Annotated in this window: 17 protein-coding genes and 1 pseudogene; 16 read left to right on the top strand and 2 right to left on the bottom strand. The window is 70.5% G+C overall.

Going from position 1 to position 18,493, the window contains the following annotated elements:
* Positions 1–9 precede the first annotated feature (9 nt).
* The 9 genes and pseudogenes from AC069R_RS12660 (at position 10) to AC069R_RS12620 (ending at position 10,931) form a co-directional block, all read left to right on the top strand.
* Complete coding sequence (locus tag AC069R_RS12660; RefSeq protein WP_478766838.1) at positions 10–795, top strand: enhanced serine sensitivity protein SseB; 786 nt, start codon at positions 10–12, stop codon at positions 793–795.
* 95 nt (positions 796–890) lie between these two features.
* A complete protein-coding gene (locus tag AC069R_RS12655) occupies positions 891–1,703 on the top strand; it encodes an enhanced serine sensitivity protein SseB C-terminal domain-containing protein (RefSeq protein ID WP_478766837.1) in 813 nt (270 codons plus the stop codon).
* Positions 1,704–2,000: 297 nt separating this feature from the next.
* Positions 2,001–2,999 (top strand): ABC transporter permease, encoded by a 999-nt coding sequence (locus AC069R_RS12650; RefSeq protein ID WP_397983914.1) that lies wholly within the window; start codon positions 2,001–2,003, stop codon positions 2,997–2,999.
* Between the two features lie 54 nt (positions 3,000–3,053).
* Positions 3,054–4,802, top strand: a complete 1,749-nt coding sequence (locus AC069R_RS12645) for an ABC transporter substrate-binding protein (RefSeq protein ID WP_478766836.1) — start codon at positions 3,054–3,056, stop codon at positions 4,800–4,802.
* Between the two features lie 72 nt (positions 4,803–4,874).
* Complete coding sequence (locus AC069R_RS12640; protein WP_478766835.1) at positions 4,875–5,882, top strand: ABC transporter permease; 1,008 nt, start codon at positions 4,875–4,877, stop codon at positions 5,880–5,882.
* Entirely contained in the window at positions 5,879–6,967 is a 1,089-nt protein-coding gene (locus tag AC069R_RS12635) for an ABC transporter ATP-binding protein (protein ID WP_478766834.1), read from the top strand. Before AC069R_RS12640 ends, AC069R_RS12635 begins: the two co-directional genes overlap by 4 nt.
* Positions 6,964–8,406: pseudogene (locus tag AC069R_RS12630) on the top strand (ABC transporter ATP-binding protein); the annotation flags it as partial. The gene AC069R_RS12635 and the pseudogene AC069R_RS12630, both read left to right, overlap by 4 nt.
* Before the next feature lie 426 nt (positions 8,407–8,832).
* On the top strand, positions 8,833–10,224 hold the full coding sequence (locus AC069R_RS12625) for a M1 family metallopeptidase (protein ID WP_478766833.1): 1,392 nt from the start codon (positions 8,833–8,835) through the stop codon (positions 10,222–10,224).
* Between the two features lie 47 nt (positions 10,225–10,271).
* Complete coding sequence (locus tag AC069R_RS12620; protein ID WP_478766832.1) at positions 10,272–10,931, top strand: trimeric intracellular cation channel family protein; 660 nt, start codon at positions 10,272–10,274, stop codon at positions 10,929–10,931.
* On the opposite strand, the gene AC069R_RS12615 is transcribed toward AC069R_RS12620, so the two are convergent.
* Complete coding sequence (locus AC069R_RS12615; protein WP_478766831.1) at positions 10,840–12,135, bottom strand: alpha/beta hydrolase; 1,296 nt, start codon at positions 12,133–12,135, stop codon at positions 10,840–10,842. The two genes, AC069R_RS12620 and AC069R_RS12615, sit on opposite strands and share 92 nt — an antisense overlap.
* A 159-nt stretch (positions 12,136–12,294) precedes the next feature.
* Between AC069R_RS12615 and AC069R_RS12610 the strand changes: the two genes are divergently transcribed.
* The 5 genes from AC069R_RS12610 (at position 12,295) to AC069R_RS12590 (ending at position 17,128) form a co-directional block, all read left to right on the top strand.
* Entirely contained in the window at positions 12,295–13,158 is an 864-nt protein-coding gene (locus AC069R_RS12610; protein WP_478766830.1) for a thioesterase family protein, read from the top strand.
* 678 nt (positions 13,159–13,836) lie between these two features.
* On the top strand, positions 13,837–14,346 hold the full coding sequence (locus tag AC069R_RS12605; RefSeq protein ID WP_478766829.1) for a toxin-antitoxin system HicB family antitoxin: 510 nt from the start codon (positions 13,837–13,839) through the stop codon (positions 14,344–14,346).
* Between the two features lie 80 nt (positions 14,347–14,426).
* Positions 14,427–15,266 (top strand): DUF4097 family beta strand repeat-containing protein, encoded by an 840-nt coding sequence (locus AC069R_RS12600; RefSeq protein WP_478766828.1) that lies wholly within the window; start codon positions 14,427–14,429, stop codon positions 15,264–15,266.
* 90 nt (positions 15,267–15,356) lie between these two features.
* Entirely contained in the window at positions 15,357–16,352 is a 996-nt protein-coding gene (locus AC069R_RS12595; RefSeq protein WP_478766827.1) for an ATP-binding cassette domain-containing protein, read from the top strand.
* Positions 16,349–17,128, top strand: coding sequence for an ABC transporter permease (locus tag AC069R_RS12590; protein ID WP_478766826.1), 780 nt, complete (start codon positions 16,349–16,351; stop codon positions 17,126–17,128). Before AC069R_RS12595 ends, AC069R_RS12590 begins: the two co-directional genes overlap by 4 nt.
* A gap of 39 nt (positions 17,129–17,167) precedes the next feature.
* On the opposite strand, the gene AC069R_RS12585 is transcribed toward AC069R_RS12590, so the two are convergent.
* A complete protein-coding gene (locus tag AC069R_RS12585; RefSeq protein ID WP_478766825.1) occupies positions 17,168–17,794 on the bottom strand; it encodes a TetR family transcriptional regulator in 627 nt (208 codons plus the stop codon).
* A 145-nt stretch (positions 17,795–17,939) separates the two neighbouring features.
* Here AC069R_RS12585 and AC069R_RS12580 point away from each other — a divergent pair, with 145 nt between their 5' ends.
* Both AC069R_RS12580 and AC069R_RS12575 read left to right on the top strand, forming a co-directional pair.
* The gene (locus AC069R_RS12580) at positions 17,940–18,107 is read left to right on the top strand and encodes a hypothetical protein (RefSeq protein ID WP_397983900.1); all 168 of its coding nucleotides are present in this window, start codon (positions 17,940–17,942) and stop codon (positions 18,105–18,107) included.
* A 30-nt stretch (positions 18,108–18,137) separates the two neighbouring features.
* A complete protein-coding gene (locus AC069R_RS12575; protein WP_478766824.1) occupies positions 18,138–18,416 on the top strand; it encodes a DUF4190 domain-containing protein in 279 nt (92 codons plus the stop codon).
* Positions 18,417–18,493: the final 77 nt, after the last annotated feature.

Genomic DNA, 18,493 nt, shown 5'->3' with positions numbered 1-18,493 from the left:
GGTAGGCAGATGGACTTCCCGGCGGACTTTCCCGCGGACTTCCCGGCACAGGCGCACCCCCACCCGCACGGCGGTTGGCCCGGCAACGAGCTGGAGGAGGTGCTCTCGGCCTCCCTCGGCATACCCGCGGCGGGCGGCCGGATCATCGAGGTCCTCGGCCGCAGCTTCGTCTGGGTGCCGCTGCCGTCCGGCGGCGGACCGGGCAGCGGCCCGCTGGACCTGCCCACGCTGGAGATCGAGGGCCAGGCGTACGTCCCGGTGTTCAGCTCCGAGGAGCAGTTCCGCCAGGCGGTCGGCTCCCACATGTCGTACACCATCGCCCCGGCCGTGGAGTTCGCCCGCGGTCTGCCCCCGCAGGCGGGCATCGCGGTCAACCCCGGCGGCACGGTCGGGATTCCGCTCCCGCCGGAGGCCGTCGCCGAGCTGTGCCGTGCCGGACGCACCCCGCTGGACGGCCCCGCCACCGGCGGCCGGGTCCGCCTCTTCGAGCCCGACTGGCAGGTCGACCCGGTCGACTTCCTCTCCGCCGCCTCCGCCGAGTTCGCCACCACCGGCGTCGTCGTCACCGCCCGCCGCTGCCTGGCCGCCATCGAGAACGCCGACCCGGTCATGTTCGTCGGCGTGGAACTCTCCCATTGGGAAGGCGACTTCCGCGCCCTGCCCCTGGAAGCCCTCGGCCGCGCCCTCGCCCTGGTCCCCACCGCCTGGCCGGTCAACCTGATCCTCCTGGACGTGACGGACGACCCGGTGGCCGAATGGCTGAAGTCAAGCGTCCGGCCCTTCTACGTCCGCTAGCCCCGGCCGGGGCGAACGGACAACGGGCCCCGTGCCCGTCGGCGCATAAGCTGTCTGCACACGCGGGGCACGATGGAGAAGAAGGGCATGACCAGGTGAGCGCCACCCACAGCGGAAGCGTCGAACACACGCTCCGCCACGTCACGCCCGGACGCTACGATGCCTACGAGGCCCTTCTCCGCGCCCTCGCCACCCCCTCCGCCGGCCAGATCTGGATGCTGCTGTGGCACGGCCAGGCCGGCTCCCCGGACGCGCAGTACGGAGACATGGAGGTCGACGGCTGCCACTACGCGCCCTGTGTCACCTCCGCCCAGGAACTGTCCGCCAGCGGCTGGAACCGCTCGTACGAGGTGGTCGACGGCCTGGACGTCGCCCGCACCCTCTACCCCGACCACTACGGCCTCTGGCTCAACCCGCACGCCCCCGGCGGCGGCGTCGGCATCCCCTGGCTGGACCTGCGCCGCATCGCCACCGGCCTGGACCGCCAGCCCGCCGGACCCCTCCGGCTGTCCGAACCCGGCATCGAGATCCCGCAGTTCTACGCCCTGCTCACCCAGCACGCCCACCGCACCCCCGCCCTGCGCTCCCTGCGCCGCGCCTGGGTGCAGCCCGCGCTCGGCGCGCCGTACCTCGCCATCGGTCTCGACCTGTACGAGACCTCGCCCGCCGCGGTCGACTCGGTGCGCGCGATGATGCAGCGCTCGGTCACCGCGGTCCCCGAGGGCCTGCCCGTGTCCACGGTCGCGCTGACCGACGACCACGACCCGGTCGTGATGTGGATGCGGGCCACCGCCCGCCCCTTCTACGACCGCGAGGCCCACGCCCCCGCCCCCGCCGGCCGCCCCGGACCCCGACTCCAGGCCCCCGCGCCGGGTTACGGCTATCCACCGGTGCACGGCGGTTACTGAGCTTCCGCCGCTTCCGGTGCCGTTGCCGCCCTACCTCCTGAACCGCGGCATTACGCCGGTGTGTCCCAACTAGCCCCTGTCCGGGGGCCGTTACCCACTGTCCGGATAACGGAATCCTCCGCGGTGCATCACGGTTGCGCATACTTTCACCGTCAGCTCTGGCGAGTGATCGCGAGGACGCTGAAGACTCCCCACTCAGACCACGAGCCTTCAGAACTCGTGTTCGCTTGCAAGTCGACAAAGCCGCAAACCGCGGCAGCGCAGGCCGGTCACCACCGGCGAGAGGGGTCGCACATCGTGACCGCACCGATCGAGACCACCGGGGCGGCAGCCGGCGCGCAGCCTGAGGCTGTGCTGGCGGGAGCCGACAAGGGGCGGATCGAGGGTCGTTCCCTGGGCCAGATCGCCTGGACCCGCTTCAAGCGTGACAGAGCCGCCGTGGCCGGCGGCGTCATCGTGATCCTGCTGATCCTGCTGGCCATCCTCTCGCGCCCGCTCCAGGCCGCCCTCGGCCTCGACCCCAACGCCTTCCACCAGGACCTGATCGTCCCCGACACCTCGCTGCCCAAGGGCGGCATGGGCGGCATGAGCCTGGCCCACCCGCTCGGTGTGGACCCGAAGTTCGGCCGGGACATCGCCACCCGCGTCCTGGAGGGCTCCTGGGTCTCGCTGGTCGTCGCCTTCGGCGCCACGATCCTGTCCAATGTGATCGGCGCGATCATGGGCGTGATCGCGGGCTACTACGGCGGCCGGGTCGACTCGGTCATCAGCCGGCTGATGGACACCTTCCTCGCCTTCCCGTTGCTCCTGTTCGCCATCGCGATCTCCGCAACGCTCCAGGGCGGCGCCTTCGGTCTGAACGGTCTTCCGCTCCACCTCGCCGTGCTCATCTTCGTGATCGGCTTCTTCAACTGGCCCTATCTGGGCCGGATCGTGCGCGGCCAGACGCTGGCCCTGCGCGAGCGCGAGTTCGTCGACGCGGCCCGCGGCATGGGCGCCAAGGCGCCGTACATCCTCTTCCGCGAGCTGATGCCGAACCTGGTCGGCCCGATCATCGTCTACTCGACGCTGCTCATCCCGACCAACATCCTCTTCGAGGCGTCCCTGAGCTTCCTCGGGGTGGGCATCCAGCCCCCGCAGGCCTCCTGGGGCGGCATGCTCCGCGAAGCGGTCACCTACTACCAGGTCGATCCCCAGTACATGATCGTGCCCGGCCTCGCCATCTTCATCACCGTCCTCGCGTTCAACCTGCTCGGCGACGGTCTCCGCGACGCTCTCGACCCGCGCAGCCGCTAGGCAGCCAGAGAGCTCACCCAAGTTTTCCGATCAATGGAGGGGAAGCAGACCATCATGCGAAGGTCAGCGCTGGCCGCGGTCGCGGCCATCGGCTCCGCAAGCCTGCTGCTCGCAGGCTGCAGCAAGGCCGATGACAACAAGGACACTCCGAAGGCGGCCGGCGCCAACGCGGCGACCAAGAGCGTCGTCAACGCGTCCGACAAGAAGGGTGGCACGGTCACCTACGAGATGTCGGACGTGCCGGACTCGTTCGACCCGGGCAACACGTACTACGCGTACATGTACAACTTCAGCCGGCTGTACGCGCGTCCGCTGATGACGTTCGAGCCCGCCCCCGGCTCCAAGGGCAACACCCTGGTCCCGGACCTCGCGGCGAGCAAGGGCGTCTCCAGCGACGGCGGCAAGACCTGGACGTACAAGCTGCGCTCGGGCCTGAAGTACCAGGACGGCACCCCGATCACCTCGAAGGACGTCAAGTACGCCGTCGAGCGGTCGAACTTCGCCCGTGACGTGCTCTCGCTCGGCCCGAACTACTTCCAGCAGTACTTGGTGGGCGGCGACAAGTACAAGGGTCCCTACAAGGACAAGAGCGCCAAGGGCCTGGCCTCGATCGCGACCCCGGACGCCACCACGATCGTCTTCCACCTGAACCGGCCGTTCCAGGAGTTCGACTACCTGGTCGCCACGCCGGAGACGGCCCCGGTGCCGCAGTCCAAGGACGACGGCGTCGACTACGTCAAGCACATCGTGTCCTCCGGCTCGTACCAGTTCCAGAGCTACCAGGACGGCAAGCAGGTCGTGCTGGTCCCGAACAAGAACTGGGACCCGAAGACCGACCCGCTGCGCAAGCAGCTGGCCAGCAAGATCGTCGTCAATCTGAAGGTCAACGCGGAGACGATCGACAAGGACCTCCAGTCCGGCGACGCCACCGTGGACCTCGCGGGCACCGGCGTCCAGGCCTCCACCCAGGCCGATCTGCTCAACTCCGCGGACGGCAAGGCCAGCACCGACAACACCTACGGCGGCCGGCTCGTCTACGCGGCGATCAACACCAAGGTGAAGCCGTTCGACAACGTCGCCTGCCGCAAGGCCGTCGAGTACGCCATCGACAAGGTCTCCGTGCAGACCGCCATGGGCGGCCCGATCCGCGGTGACATCGCCTCCACCGTCCTGCCGCCGGACATCACCGGCTACCAGAAGGCGGACACCTACGCGACGCCGGGCGACAAGGGCGACGTCGCGAAGGCCAAGGAGCAGCTGAAGGCCTGCGGCCAGAAGACGATCAACACCAACATCACGGCCCGCTCCGACCGTCCGGGCGAGGTGGACGCGGCCACCGCGATCATCAACTCGCTGAAGAAGGTCGGCATCAACGCCAGCCTCAAGCAGTACCCGCAGGGCAAGTACTTCACCGACTACGCGGGTGTGCCGAGCTTCGACAAGAAGCAGAACATCGGCCTGATGATGATGCAGTGGGGTGCCGACTGGCCCTCCGGCTACGGCTTCCTCCAGCAGATCCTGAACAGCAAGGCGATCAGCCAGTCGGGCAACACCAACCTGTCGCAGTACACGAACAAGAAGGTCGACGACCTGCTCGCGCAGTCGATCGCCGAGCCGGACACGGCCAAGCGCAACGCCCTGTACGCGCAGATCGACAAGCAGGCGATGGACGACGCCGTCCTGGTCCCGCTGACCTACTTCAAGGTTCTGCTGTACCGCTCGCCGTACGCCACCAACGTGGTCTCCACGGCCGCCTTCAGCGGTCAGTACGACTACCTCAACCTCGGCACCACGAAGAAGTAGCAGCCCCGGAAGGCAGGTGAAGGCATTGGTGCCCGCGGGCTTCGCGGCCCGCGGGCACCAGCGCCGGTCCCCGTGATCTCGTACATCCTCCGCCGGACGTTCGCGGCAGTGATCCTGCTGCTGGTCGTCACCGCGGTCACCTTCGCCATCTTCTTCCTGCTGCCACGGCTCGTGGGCCAGTCGGCGGACCAACTGGCGCAGCAGTACATCGGAAAGAGCCCGTCGAAGGCGGACATCGCCGCGGTCAAGCACAACCTCGGTCTGGACCAGCCCCTCTACGTCCAGTACTGGCACTTCATCAAGGGCATCGTGGTCGGCACCGACTACAACCTCGGTCCCAAGACGGTGCACTGCGGCGTTCCCTGCTTCGGCTACTCCTTCAAGGATCACGTCGCGGTCTGGTCGCAGCTCACCTCGCGCATCCCGATCACCCTCTCGCTGGCCGCGGGTGCCGCCGTGCTCTGGCTGCTCTCCGGGGTGGCCGTCGGTGTCGTCTCCGCGCTCAAGCCGCGCTCGCTGTTCGACCGCACCTTCATGGGCGTGGCCCTCGCCGGCGTCTCGCTGCCCATGTTCTTCACGGGCAACCTGGCGATCCTGCTGTTCACCTACACCTGGCCGATCTTCGGCCGCACCTACGTCCCGTTCACCCAGAACCCCGCGCAGTGGGCCAACACCCTGTTCCCCGCCTGGTGTTCGCTCGCGCTGCTGTACTCCGCGATCTACGCCAGGCTCACCCGCTCGGGCATGCTGGAGACGATGAACGAGGACTTCATCCGCACGGCCCGCTCCAAGGGCCTGCCCGAACGCACGGTCGTCGTCCGGCACGGCCTGCGCGCCGCCCTCACCCCGATCATCACCGTCTTCGGCATGGACGTCGGTCTGCTGCTCGGCGGCGCGGTGATCACCGAGTCCGTGTTCTCGCTCCCCGGCGTCGGCCAGTACGCGGTGCAGGGCATCACCGACAACGACCTGCCGAAGATCCTGGGCGTGACCCTGCTCGCCGCCATCTTCGTCGTCATCGCAAATCTCGTGGTGGACGTGGTCTACGCCGCCGCCGACCCGCGGGTGAGGCTTTCGTGACCGAACTCTCCAAGACCGCCGCCGGTGAGAAGGACGCCACCGTCGAGGCGCCCTCGGCCTTCCTCGAGGTCCGCGACCTCAAGGTGCACTTCCCGACCGACGACGGCCTCGTCAAGTCCGTCGACGGGCTCTCCTTCTCGGTGGACAAGGGCAAGACCCTCGCCATCGTCGGCGAGTCCGGCTCCGGCAAGTCGGTCACCTCGCTCGCCGTGATGGGCCTGCACCGGCTCGGCGCGCGCGGCAAGAACGTCAGGATGTCCGGCGAGATCTGGCTCAACGGCAAGGAACTGGTCGGCGCCTCCCCGGACGAGGTGCGCAGGCTCCGCGGCCGCGAGATGGCGATGATCTTCCAGGACCCGCTGTCCGCGATGCACCCCTATTACAAGGTCGGCGACCAGATCGTCGAGGCGTACCGGGTGCACCACAAGGTCGGCAAGAAGGAAGCCCGCAAGCGCGCCATCGAGATGCTCGACCGCGTCGGCATCCCCGAGCCGGCCAAGCGCGTCGACGGCTACCCGCACGAGTTCTCCGGCGGTATGCGCCAGCGCGCCATGATCGCCATGGCGCTGGTGAACAACCCCGAACTGCTCATCGCCGACGAGCCGACCACCGCACTCGACGTGACCGTCCAGGCGCAGATCCTCGACCTGATCCGGGACCTCCAGAAGGAGTTCGGCTCCGCGGTCATCATGATCACGCACGACCTCGGCGTGGTCGCCGAGATCGCCGACGACGTCCTCGTGATGTACGGCGGCCGGTGCGTGGAGCGCGGCACCGCCACCGAGGTCTTCGAGAAGCCGCAGCACCCCTACACCTGGGGCCTGCTCGGCTCGATGCCCCGCATCGACCGCGAGACCTCCGAACGGCTCATCCCGGTCAAGGGCCAGCCGCCGAGCCTCATCAACGTCCCCTCGGGCTGTGCCTTCCACCCGCGCTGCCCGTACGCGGACATCCCCGCGGAAAACGTCAGCCGCACGGTGCGCCCCGAGCTGGAGCTGGTCGGCGCCGGACACTGGTCCGCCTGCCACCTGGCGGCCGAGGACCGTGAGCGGATCTGGACCGAAGAGATTGCGCCGAAGCTGTGAGTGAGACGAAGAAGACGGACACCGCGGACACCGCGGGCGCCGCCGCGAAGGCCGCGGTCCCCGCGCAGGCGCCGGCTCCGGACGAGCGGGAGGTGCTGCTCAGGGTCGAGGGCCTGACCAAGCACTTCCCGATCAGGAAGGGCATCCTGCGCCGCCAGGTCGGCGCGGTGAAGGCCGTCGACGGCATCGACTTCGAGGTGCGCAAGGGCGAGACCCTGGGCGTCGTCGGCGAGTCGGGCTGCGGCAAGTCGACCATGGGCCGGGTCATCACCCGCCTCCAGGACCCGACCGGCGGCACGATCACCTTCGAGGGCCAGGACATCACGCGGCTGTCCACCGGCGGCATGCGCCCGCTGCGCCGCGACATCCAGATGATCTTCCAGGACCCGTACGGCTCCCTGAACCCCCGGCACACCATCGGCTCGATCGTCTCGGCGCCCTTCCGGCTCCAGGGCGTCGAGCCCGAGGGCGGGGTGAAGAAGGAGGTCCAGCGGCTGCTCGAACTGGTCGGTCTGAGCCCCGAGCACTACAACCGCTACCCGCACGAATTCTCCGGCGGCCAGCGCCAGCGCATCGGCATCGCCCGCGCGCTCGCCCTGAAGCCGAAGCTGGTGGTGGCCGACGAGCCGGTGTCCGCGCTGGACGTGTCGATCCAGGCCCAGGTCGTCAACCTCATGGACGACCTCCAGCAGGAGCTGGGCCTGACCTACGTCATCATCGCGCACGACCTCTCCGTCGTCCGGCACGTCTCGGACCGGATCGCGGTGATGTACCTCGGCAAGATCGTCGAACTGGCCGACCGCAACGCGCTGTACGAGGCGCCGATGCACCCGTATACCAAGGCGCTGATGTCGGCGGTGCCGGTGCCGGACACCAAGCGCCGGGGGCTCAAGAGCGAGCGCATCCTGCTGCGCGGCGACGTGCCCTCGCCGATCGCGCCGCCGTCGGGCTGCCGCTTCCACACCCGGTGCTGGAAGGCGACGCAGATCTGCACGACGACCGAGCCGCCGCTGCTGGAACTGAAGCCGGGCCAGCGCGTCGCATGCCACCACCCGGAGAACTTCGCCGACCAGGCACCGCAGGACACGGTCCTGCTGTCGGCGGCGAAGGAGGCGTCGGAACTGGTACCGGACGCGGTACTGACCGGCGAGCCGGAGTCCGCGGAGAAGCCTGCGTCCGCGGCGGAGACCGGGGCCGAGGCGAAGCCGGCGGCGGAGGAAGCGGCGAAGTCCGATGCCAAGTCCGCGGCGGTGACCGGGACTTCCCCGAAGTCCGACGCGAAGCCGGAGTCCGCGGAGAAGCCGGAGGCGGCGGCGGAGGCCGGGGCCGGGTCGGAGTCTTCGGCGGAGGCCGGCACCGGGACTTCCCCGAAATCGGACGCGAAGCCGGAGGCGGCGGCGGGTGCCGGGACCGATTCGGAGTCAGGGGCAAAGGCCAGGTCCGGGGCCGTGGCCGGTGCTTCGCCGGAGCCGGAGGCCGCGACCGAGTCGGAGTCCGCGGTGAAGGGCGCGGCCGAGGGCAAGTCCGGGGAGTCGGCCGGGACTTCGCCGGACGCGGGGGCGAAGCCAGAGGCCACGGAGAAGTCCGGGGCGGAAGCCGGGGCCGCCGGGTCCGCGGCCGCCGTGGAGCCGGAGTCCGCCGCCGAGGAGGCCGAGCCCGAGCCGGAGGCCGAGGCCGCCGAGCCCTCGGCGGAGGCCGGCGGCGAATCCGGCGACGCCCCCACGTCGCCGGAGCCGAAGGGCAAGTAGCCGGGAAAGGTCATCCACCGGCCGAGTTCCGGCAAGGGCATGTACATGACCGAACGGGAGAGTGCAGAGTCGTCCGTGTCCGACAGCTGATCGGTACACGCTCGAAAGGGACGACTCATGGCACTCTCCCGTTCGGCACGCGCGGGGATCCTGGCCACCGCCGCGGCCTCCTTCCTGCTCATCGCCGCCACCCCGGCCCCCGTCCACGGCGCCCCCGGCGTCGGCGACCCGTACTTCCCCGAGCTGGGCAACGGCGGCTTCGACGCCCTGCACTACGACCTCGACGTCGCGTACGCCCCCGGCACCGGCCGCCTGGACGGTCGTACGACCCTCACTGCCCGCGCCACCCGGAACCTCTCCTCCTTCGACCTGGACCTCCAGAAGCTGGAGATATCCCAGGTCCAGGTGAACGGCAGGAATGCCCGCTTCAGCCGGAACGGCGACGAGGTCACCGTCACCCCGCGCCACCCGCTGGCCGGCAACCGCCGCTTCACCGTGCGCGTCACCTACGGCGGTGTGCCCCAGCCGCTGAGCGGACCTATCGTCTTCGGCTCCCAGTACGGCTGGATGAAGACGCCCGACGGCGTCTTCGTCGCCTGCGAGCCCAATGCCGCCTCCACCTGGTTCCCCTCCAGCGACCACCCCTCCGACAAGGCCACCTACGACATCCGGATCAAGGCCCCCAAGGGCCTGACCGCCGTCTCCAACGGCCTGCTGGTGTCGACGCGCGACCGGGGCGGCTCGACGTACACCCACTGGCGGGAGTCCAGGCCGATGGCGACCTATCTCGCCACCGCCACCATCGGCAAGTTCGACGTCCGCACCGGCCGCACCCCCGGCGGCACCCCGATCTACGTCGCCGTCGACCCGGTGCTGAAGAACGCGAACAAGGTCGACGTGTACGGGGTCACCGCGGCGGCCACCGACTACTGGTCGAAGGTCTTCGGGCCGTACCCGTTCGAGGAGACCGGCGCGATCGTGGACGACATGCCCGAGGCCGGGTTCTCGCTGGAGGTGCAGTCCAAGCCGGCGTACTCCGCCGTGCGCAACGAGACGACCATCGTGCACGAGCTGGCCCACCAGTGGTTCGGCGACTCGGTGAGCGTGGCCCAGTGGAAGGACATCTGGCTGAACGAGGGCTTCGCCACCTACGCCCAGTGGCTGTGGGCCGAGCACCAGGGCACCCGCACCGCCCACGACTCCTTCCTGGCCGACTACGACTCCATCCCGGCCGACTCGTCGTTCTGGCAGACGAAGGTCGCCGACCCGAAGCGCGACACGATGTTCGCCGGCGCCGTCTACGACCGCGGCGCCATGACCCTCCAGGTGCTGCGCGAGCGGATCGGGGACAGGGCCTTCTTCAAGCTGCTCCCCGCCTGGACCCGGCTGCACCGGTACGGCAACGCCGACACCGCCGACTTCATCCGGCTCGCCGAACGGATCAGCGGACAGCAACTCGGCGATCTGTTCGACACCTGGCTGTTCACTACAGGTAAACCGGCCCTGTGAGCCTGGCTTTGTAAGGTTTGACCCGCTCGACAGGTGAAAATGTCAGGGTGCAGCTCCAACAGTTCTTCAGCCCCTCCGTCCAGCACACGCTCGACGTGATCGGCATCTTCGTCTTCGCGATCTCCGGCGCGCTGCTGGCCGTGCGGAAGAACTTCGACGTGTTCGGCATCGCCGTGCTCGCCGAGGTCACCGCGCTGGGCGGGGGACTCTTCCGCGACGTGGTGATCGGAGCCGTACCCCCGGCGGCCTTCACGGACCTCGGGTACTTCGTCACCCCGCTGCTCGCCACCCTCGTCGTCTTCTTCCTGCACCCGCACGTGGAGCGGATCCAGACGGCGGTGCTCGTCTTCGACGCGGCCGGCCTCGGCCTGTTCTGTGTCAGCGGTACGACGAAGGCGTACGGCTACGGCCTCGGCCTGACCGCGTCGGCGACGTTGGGGCTGGCCACCGCGGTCGGCGGCGGTGTGCTGCGCGACCTGGTGGCCAACGAGGTGCCCTCGCTGCTGCGCTGGGACCGCGACCTGTACGCGGTCCCGGCGATGGTCGGCGCGGGCATGGTGGCGCTGTGCATCCGCTACGACGCGCTGACCCCCCTCACCAGTGGGATCGCGGCCCTCACCGCTTTTGTGCTGCGCCTGCTCGCGATGCGGTTCCACTGGCGAGCTCCGCGTGCGTGGAACCGCCGGTCGACCGTGACGGAGGAGTAGTACCGGCGGCCCCGGCGTCCCCGGCCGCCCCGACACCGGTGCCCGGTGTGCCGGTGACCGAGCGGTCCCGGCCCTTGGCGTGGTTCTGGCCCATCTGGAGGGTGAGCCAGCGGAACACCGCGGGCACCTGCGGCCGCCACAGCGCCATCGTGTGACCGCCCGCGCTCTTCGGCAGGAAGACCACGTGCACGGTGGTCGGCGCCTTGGCGACGGACTCCAGCGCCATGCCCGCCTCGTAGCCGTCGCCGGACTCGCCGGAGACGTAGAGCGCGACGGGCGGCGGCACGGTGGCCTTCTTCAGCAGCAGGTACGGGTTGTTCTCGGCGCGCAGGGTGGGGTTCTGCGCGGCCAGCGAGTTGCGCTCGCCGATCGGGTCGTTGTAGCCCGACATGCTCACCGCGGCCCGGTACCGGTCCGGGTGCGCCACGGCCAGCTTGACCGCGCACTGGGCGCCCGCCGAGTACCCGGCGATGGCCCAGCCCTGCGGGGCCGGCTGGGCGCGGAAGTTGTCCATGACCATCTTGGGCACGTCGATGCTGAGCCAGGTGTCGGCGTTGACCTGGCCCGGAATGTTGGCGCAGCCGGTGTCCACGCCGGCCAGCAGGTTGGTGCGCGGCGCGACCATGATGAAGGGGGCCACCTGGCCGCTGCGCATCAGCGGCAGCAGCTGCTCATGGGCCTTCATCGAGCCGAACCAGGCGCGCGCCGATCCGGGGTAGCCGGGCAGCACCTCGACCACCGGGAACTTCTTGTGCCTGTAGGCCGGGTCGTTGTACTGCGGCGGCAGCCAGACGTAGACCTCGGCGTCGACGCCCGAGACCCGGCCCTTGAGCTGGGTGACGCGGACGCCGCCGGCGGAGTGCATGCCGGGGCCGGTGGCCTGGGTGAAGGTCTGCTTCACCTTCGGCAGGTTCTTGACCGCTATGCCGCCGGTGCCGTCGCGGCCGAGGTCGGCGGCCTGCTCGACGTGGCTGCCGGTGCCGAAGAGGTCGGCCCAGTTGTCGTACAGGTTGTTCTGGTTGTTCACCAGCACGAAGACCAGCGTGACGGCCGTGCCCTGGGCGAACAGCAGCATCAGGACGCGGGCGGCGGTGCGCAGGTGTCTGGGGCCGCGCATCTTCGACCACAGCAGAAGCGGCAGTATGAGGGCGACCACGGCCAGCACGATGGTCGTGTAGAGGAACGGAGTCCCGGTGAGGCTCATGTCCCCATAGAGGGGAAACAAGGGCTCGGGGTTACGGACGTGTCCTGACACTTACCGAGAAATTGCCGAAACCTCACCTCCCGTAATCCTACCGTGACGGCGAGGGGTGATCCGACCAGAAAGCTACCGCTTAGTAATTGCCTGTTGTACCGTTTCACCATGTCAGAAGCAGCTTCCGCGTCCTCCTCGTCGCGGGCCGTGATCGGCGACAGCGAGTTCGACCGCGACACCGCCGTCGCCCGCCGCGCGCCCGGTGTCTACGACCTCGACCTCTCGGCCGGCTGGACCATCCTCGGCGCCGTCAACGGCGGCTATCTGCTGGCCGTGCTCGGCCGGGCCCTCGGCGACGCCCTTCCGCACTCGGACCCCTTCACCATCTCGGCGCACTATCTGACCGCGTCGCGGCCGGGCAGGGCCGTGATCCGCACGCAGACCGTGCGCACCGGCCGCACCCTCTCCACCGGCCAGGCCTCGCTCCTCCAGTACGACGACGAGGGCAACGAGGTCGAACGCATCCGCGTCCTCGCCTCCTACGGCGACCTCGCCGCCCTCCCCGACGACGTGCGTACGACCGCGAAGCCGCCCGCGATCCCGCCCTTCGAGCAGTGCTTCGGCCCGGCCGACGGCCCCGACCCGCTCAAGGGCACCTCGGCCATCACCGACCGGCTGCTGCTCAAGCTGGACCCGGCCACCCTCGGCTGGGCGCTCGGGCAGCCCTCGGGCAAGGGTGAGATGCGGGCCTGGTTCGGGCTCGCGGACGGCCGGGACGCCGACCCGCTCTCCCTGCTGCTGGCGGTGGACGCCCTGCCCCCGACCGCCTTCGAGATGGGCCTCAAGGGCTGGGTGCCCACCGTCGAGCTCACGGCCCACATCCGCCACCGCCCCGCGCCGGGCCCGCTGCGCGTCGCCATCACGACCCGCAACCTCGCCGGCGGCTTCCTGGAGGAGGACGCGGAGGTCTGGGACAGCGCGGACCGGCTGGTGGCCCAGTCCCGTCAGCTGGCGCGGGTCAGGCTGGCCTGATCGGGCGCGCCCCGAGCCCCGGTCGGCGGGCGCGACGAACTCCGGCTGGTCGGGCAGGCGCGGCCGGCTTCCGCCGGACCGGCGCCGGGGCCGTCCCCCGGCGGGGTCGGCGGTGAGCGCGATGCCGCCGCCGACCGGCGCGGGCAGCGCCGGCCCCGGCTCGAACCGGGGCCGGGCCGTCGGCACCTTCTCCACAGCGCCCGGATCGCCTCTTGGCCCACGGCCCGCTCGCCCGGCGGGCAGGCGAGCGCCGCGTCCTGGAGGACGACTCCGGCCGGTTCCCCGAAGGGGTGTGTACCGGCGCCGTCGACCTGGAGCGGATCACCCTGTCATCGCCCTCCAGGCCACCGCCGCCGACGCCATCGCCGACCTCGCGGCCCGCGATCTCGCGGTCGCCGTCCTCGGCGAGTCCCTGGCCGCGCGCCACACCGGCCGGCTCACCGCCCGCCTGGTCGAGACGCCGAAGCCCGCCGGGCGTTCCCCGTGCCGACGCGCGCGTGAACCGGGTGGCACCACATGGCGCCACGCAGCGCCGCCCGGCGCCACTTTGGCACCCAGTGCCTCTGGCTGGCGTTTATGCAGGTCAGGGCAGTCATGTTTGGGGTGCGCCGCAGATTTGCGCCCCCGTGGCGCCATCCCCGCTTGCGGATGGCACCATGATGGTGCCATGATGGCATTATGGACCTCACCCCCTATGTCGACAACCTCCGTCGCGAACTCTCCATCGCCGCCGAAGCGGGCGGAGAGGACGCCCGTGAGCTGGCCGAGCGGCTGACCGCTCCGCTGGAGTCGGCGGCCCGGCTGACGATGCTCAATGTGCTGTCCGCGGCGATGGACGAGATCACTCGGGACCTGGCGCCCGGCTCGGTCGATGTGCGGCTGCGGGGACTGGATCCCGACTTCGTGGTGACGCTGCCGGAGACCGGCGGGCCCGTCGAGGCCGCCGCCGAGCCGGTCGCGCCGCCGCAGGTGCCCGCCGACACCGACGAGGGCGGCACCGCACGGGTCAATCTGCGGTTGCCGGCCCAGCTCAAGGCGCGGGCCGAGGAGGCCGCAAGCCGGGAGGGGCTGTCGGTCAACGCCTGGCTCGTACGGGCCGTGTCGGCCGCGGTCGACGGCGGGACCCGGCCGCGCCCCACCGAGAAGACGCAGGCGTTCGGACAGAGCTTCACGGGCTGGGTGCGCTAGCCGCGCCCCGCCCGACCTCTTCACCCACACCACGTCCCACCAGCGGGGACGCCCCACGGACTCATGAGGACGGCACAGCCATGCCTGCTTTCGACACACCCGAACCCATTTCGGTCACCGCCCATGTGGGCGCCGGTTCCGTCCGGTTCGTCGCGAGCGACCGCCGCGACACCGTCGTGGAGGTCCTGCCCGGCGGCAAGCGGGGCAAGGACGTACGGGCCGCCGAGCAGACCGAGGTCGCGTACGCGAACGGCGAGCTGAGCGTGCGGACCAGGGAGCGCACCTTCATCGGGCCCACCGGAACCGTCGAGGTGACCGTCGAACTGCCCACCGGCTCGCGCGTCGACGTGGGCGGCTCCTGGGTCCAGGTGTTCGGCGAGGGCGCGCTCGGCGAGACCCGCGTGAAGACCTCGGTCGGCGACGTCCGCCTCGATACCGCAGGGCCGCTCAAACTGACCGTCTCCCACGGCTCGATCAGCGTCGACCGGGCCGCGGGCGGGGCCGAGATCACCACCAGCTCCGGCAGCCTGCGCGTCGGCACCGTCCACGGCCCCGCCGTCCTGAAGAACTCGCACGGCAGCACGGTCGTCGGCCTCGTGACCGGCGACCTGCGGGTGAACGGCGCCAACGGCGACATCGACATCGAGTGCGCCGAGGGCGACGTCGTCGCCACCACCGCCCACGGCACCCTGCGCGCCAGCGAAGTCGTGCGCGGCAGCGTCCAGTTGGAGACCTCCTACGGCGCCATCGAGGTCGGCGTCCGCGAGGGCACGGCCGCCTGGCTCGACGTCAGCTCCGAGCGCGGGCACGTGCGCAACGCGCTCACCGCCTCCGGGGCGCCCGAGCAGTCCGAGGAGACCGTCAAGGTCCGCGCCCGTACCCGCTACGGCAGCATCGACGTGCGCCGCGCCCGGCGCTGAGCAGGGGCTCCAACCCGCTCACCACTTCACCCACTTCGGCCTTTTCATCCGCTTCAGCCTTCGAATGGGGGCGTCATGCCTTCTTCTGTCATGCCCACGCCAAGGTGGGGCGGCGGTGCGGGGGCACCCGCCGCCGTCTCCGCCTTCGATCTGCGCAAGTCGTACGGCGACAAGACCGTCCTCGACGGCATCGACCTGCGCATCCCGGCCGGGACCGTGTTCGCGCTGCTCGGGCCCAACGGGGCCGGCAAGACCACCACCGTGCAGATCCTGACCACGCTCGTCGCCGCGGACGGCGGACAGGGCCGGGTCGCCGGCCACGACATCGCCACCGCCCCGGACGGGGTGCGCGCCGCGATCGGGGTCACCGGCCAGTTCGCCGCGCTCGACGACCTGCTCACCGCCGAGGAGAACCTGCTCCTCATGGCCGACCTGCTCCGCCTCGGCAAGCGCGAAGGGCACGCCCGTACACGGGAGTTGCTCGAACGGTTCGGCATCGCGGACGTCGCCGGCAAGCGGGCCGCGACCTTCTCCGGCGGCATGCGGCGCCGGCTCGACCTCGCCATGACGCTGGTCGGGAACCCTCAGGTGATCTTCCTGGACGAGCCGACGACCGGCCTCGACCCGCGCAGCCGCCGCACCATGTGGGGGATGGTCCGCGAGCTGGTCGCGGGCGGTACGACGGTCTTCCTCACCACCCAGTACCTGGAGGAGGCCGACCAGTTGGCCGACCGGATCGCGGTGCTGGACGGCGGCCGGATCGTGGCCGAGGGCACCGCCGACGAGCTGAAGGCGCGCATCCCCGGCGGCCATGTACGGCTGCGGTTCACCGACCCGGCCGAGTACGAGCGCGCGGCGGCGGCCTGGCCCGGCGCCGCCCGTGAGGACGGCGAACTCGCCCTGCGGGTCGCCGGCGACGGGGGACTCGACGCCCTGCGCGCCCTGCTCGACCGGCTCGCCGCCACCGGCATCGGGACCGCCGACCTCTCCGTGCACACCCCCGACCTCGACGACGTCTTCCTCGCCCTGACCGGCCAGGGCACCGCCGAGTCCGGTGCCCCGCTCCACCTCAAGGAGAACCGATGAGCACGTTCGCCCACGCCGTGCACGACTCCCGGACGATGCTGCGGCGCAACCTCAAGCACGCGATCCGCTACCCGTCCGTGGGGCTCGGCGCCGCCATGATGCCGATCCTGATGATGCTGCTGTTCGTGTACGCCTTCGGGGGCTCGATCGGCGCGGGAATGGGCGGCCGGGACGCCTACATCGGCTATCTCACCCCCGGAATCGTCATCATGGGCGTGGCCGCCGGTTCGATGTCGACGTCGATCGCGGTCTGCAACGACATGACCGAAGGCATCATCAACCGCTTCCGCACCATGGACATCACGCGCTCGTCGTTCATGACGGGGCATGTCATCGGCAGCGTCATCCAGACGATGCTCTGCTGCGTCCCGGTCGTGGGCGTCGCCCTCGCGGTCGGCTTCCGCTCCGGGGCGGGTCCGCTGGAGTGGCTCGCCGCGGCCGGCCTCCTCGCGGCCATCGCGTTCGCGGTGACCTGGCTGTCGGTGGCGCTCGGTCTGGTCTCCAAGACGGTCGAGTCCGCGAGCAACAAGCCGCTGCTGATCCAGTTCCTGCCGTTCCTCGGCTCCGCGTTCGTGCCGGCCGGGTCCATGTCGCCGGGGCTGCGCTGGTTCGCCGAGAACCAGCCGTTCACGCCGATGACCGAGACGCTGCGCGGACTGCTGTGCGGCACGGAGATCGGCGACAAGGGGTGGATCTCGCTGGCCTGGTGCGCCGGGATCGCGCTGATCGGCTACCTCTGGTCGCGCTCGCTGTTCAACAGCGACACCAAGCGCTGACGGCGCTGCCGGACCGACCGGGCCGGACCGTACGGCGGTTCAGTCCAGCCAGTGGTCGCGGCCGATGGTGATGAGCCGCAGCTGCCGGGTGGCCAGCCGGGCCACCCGGTCCCGCTCCTGCGCCGGGCCGTCCAGCGCCTCCAGGAACTGGGAGGCGCTGATCAGCATCTGGTCGACGTACAGCCGGGCGAGCATCAGCACGTCGTCGTCGCTCCAGCCCGCCGCCTCGGGGTCCTGTGCCAGCTCGGCCTTCACCTCCTCGGCGAACCGGGCCAGTTGGTCGCCGATGGCCTCGCGCACCGGCTGCACCCCGCCGTGCCGCTCGCGGGCGATGAAGCGGATGTGGGAGGGGTGGGCGGCGACGTAATGGGCGATCAGCTCCACGGCGCGGGTGATGCGTTCCTCGCTGTCACCGGTCGTGGACACCGTCTCGCGCACCATCGGGTGCAGGCTGCCCAGCGCCTCGTCGACCAGGGCGACACCGAGGTCGGGGATCGAGCGGAAGTGCCGGTAGAAGGCGGTGGGGGCGACCCCGACGGCACGGGTGACCTCGCGCAGGCCCAGGCTGCTCAGGCTCTGCTCCTCCAGCAGCGCGAGCGCCGCGTCCAGGAACGCCTGCCGGGTCTTCTGCTTCTGGGCCTGCCGGATGCCGAGGGTGTGACTCATGTCATCCAGTTAACAACTGTTCTCCGGAATTGAAAAGCGGCCGGACGGGATACACTCAAAGTGAGTGAACAAGTGTTACTACAACTGTTCACCGAAACTTTACAGAGCCTGCCACACGAGGCATCTCGGAGGGGGATCCGATCCCATGCTGTTCCTCGTCGCCGCACTCATGCTGCTCGGTGTGGTGCTGGGCACCGTGGCCCACGCACCGCTGCCGGTCACCGGTGTCCTGGCCGCCGTCATCGCCGTCTGGCTCGGCGTCTTCGCCGTCCGCGAGCGGCTCGGCCGCCGCCGGCGCACCTCGGCCAACTGACCGCCCGCCGACCCTCAGGAGACGAGCACCATGCAGCTCACCGCACCGGCTCCGGCCCATTCCCGGGCCCCCGCCCGCAAGCGTGACGCCGACGGCATGGCCGTCGCGTCCTTCATCCTCGGCCTTCTCGGCCTCCTCGTCCTCAACCTCTTCCTCGGCCCGATCGCCATCGTCCTGGCCGCGGTCTCCCTGTGGCGCGGCACGGCCCGCCGCGGCCGCGCCTACCTGGGCCTCGCCCTGGGCGTCGCCGACCTGGCCGTCCTGCTGATCGTCATGCAGGTCTCCCACACGGTCTCCTGGAGCCTGTGACCCGCCGGCGCACCGCTCGCCGGTGCGGGCATGCCGCTCGTGGGGCCGCTGGGGGAGCGCGGCGCCGGGCGCGCCGC

The sequence above is a fragment of the Streptomyces sp. NPDC043952 genome (genome assembly GCF_056435325.1).
Note: the sequence above shows the minus strand (reverse complement) of the source record. Positions and strands in the feature narration are given on the sequence as shown.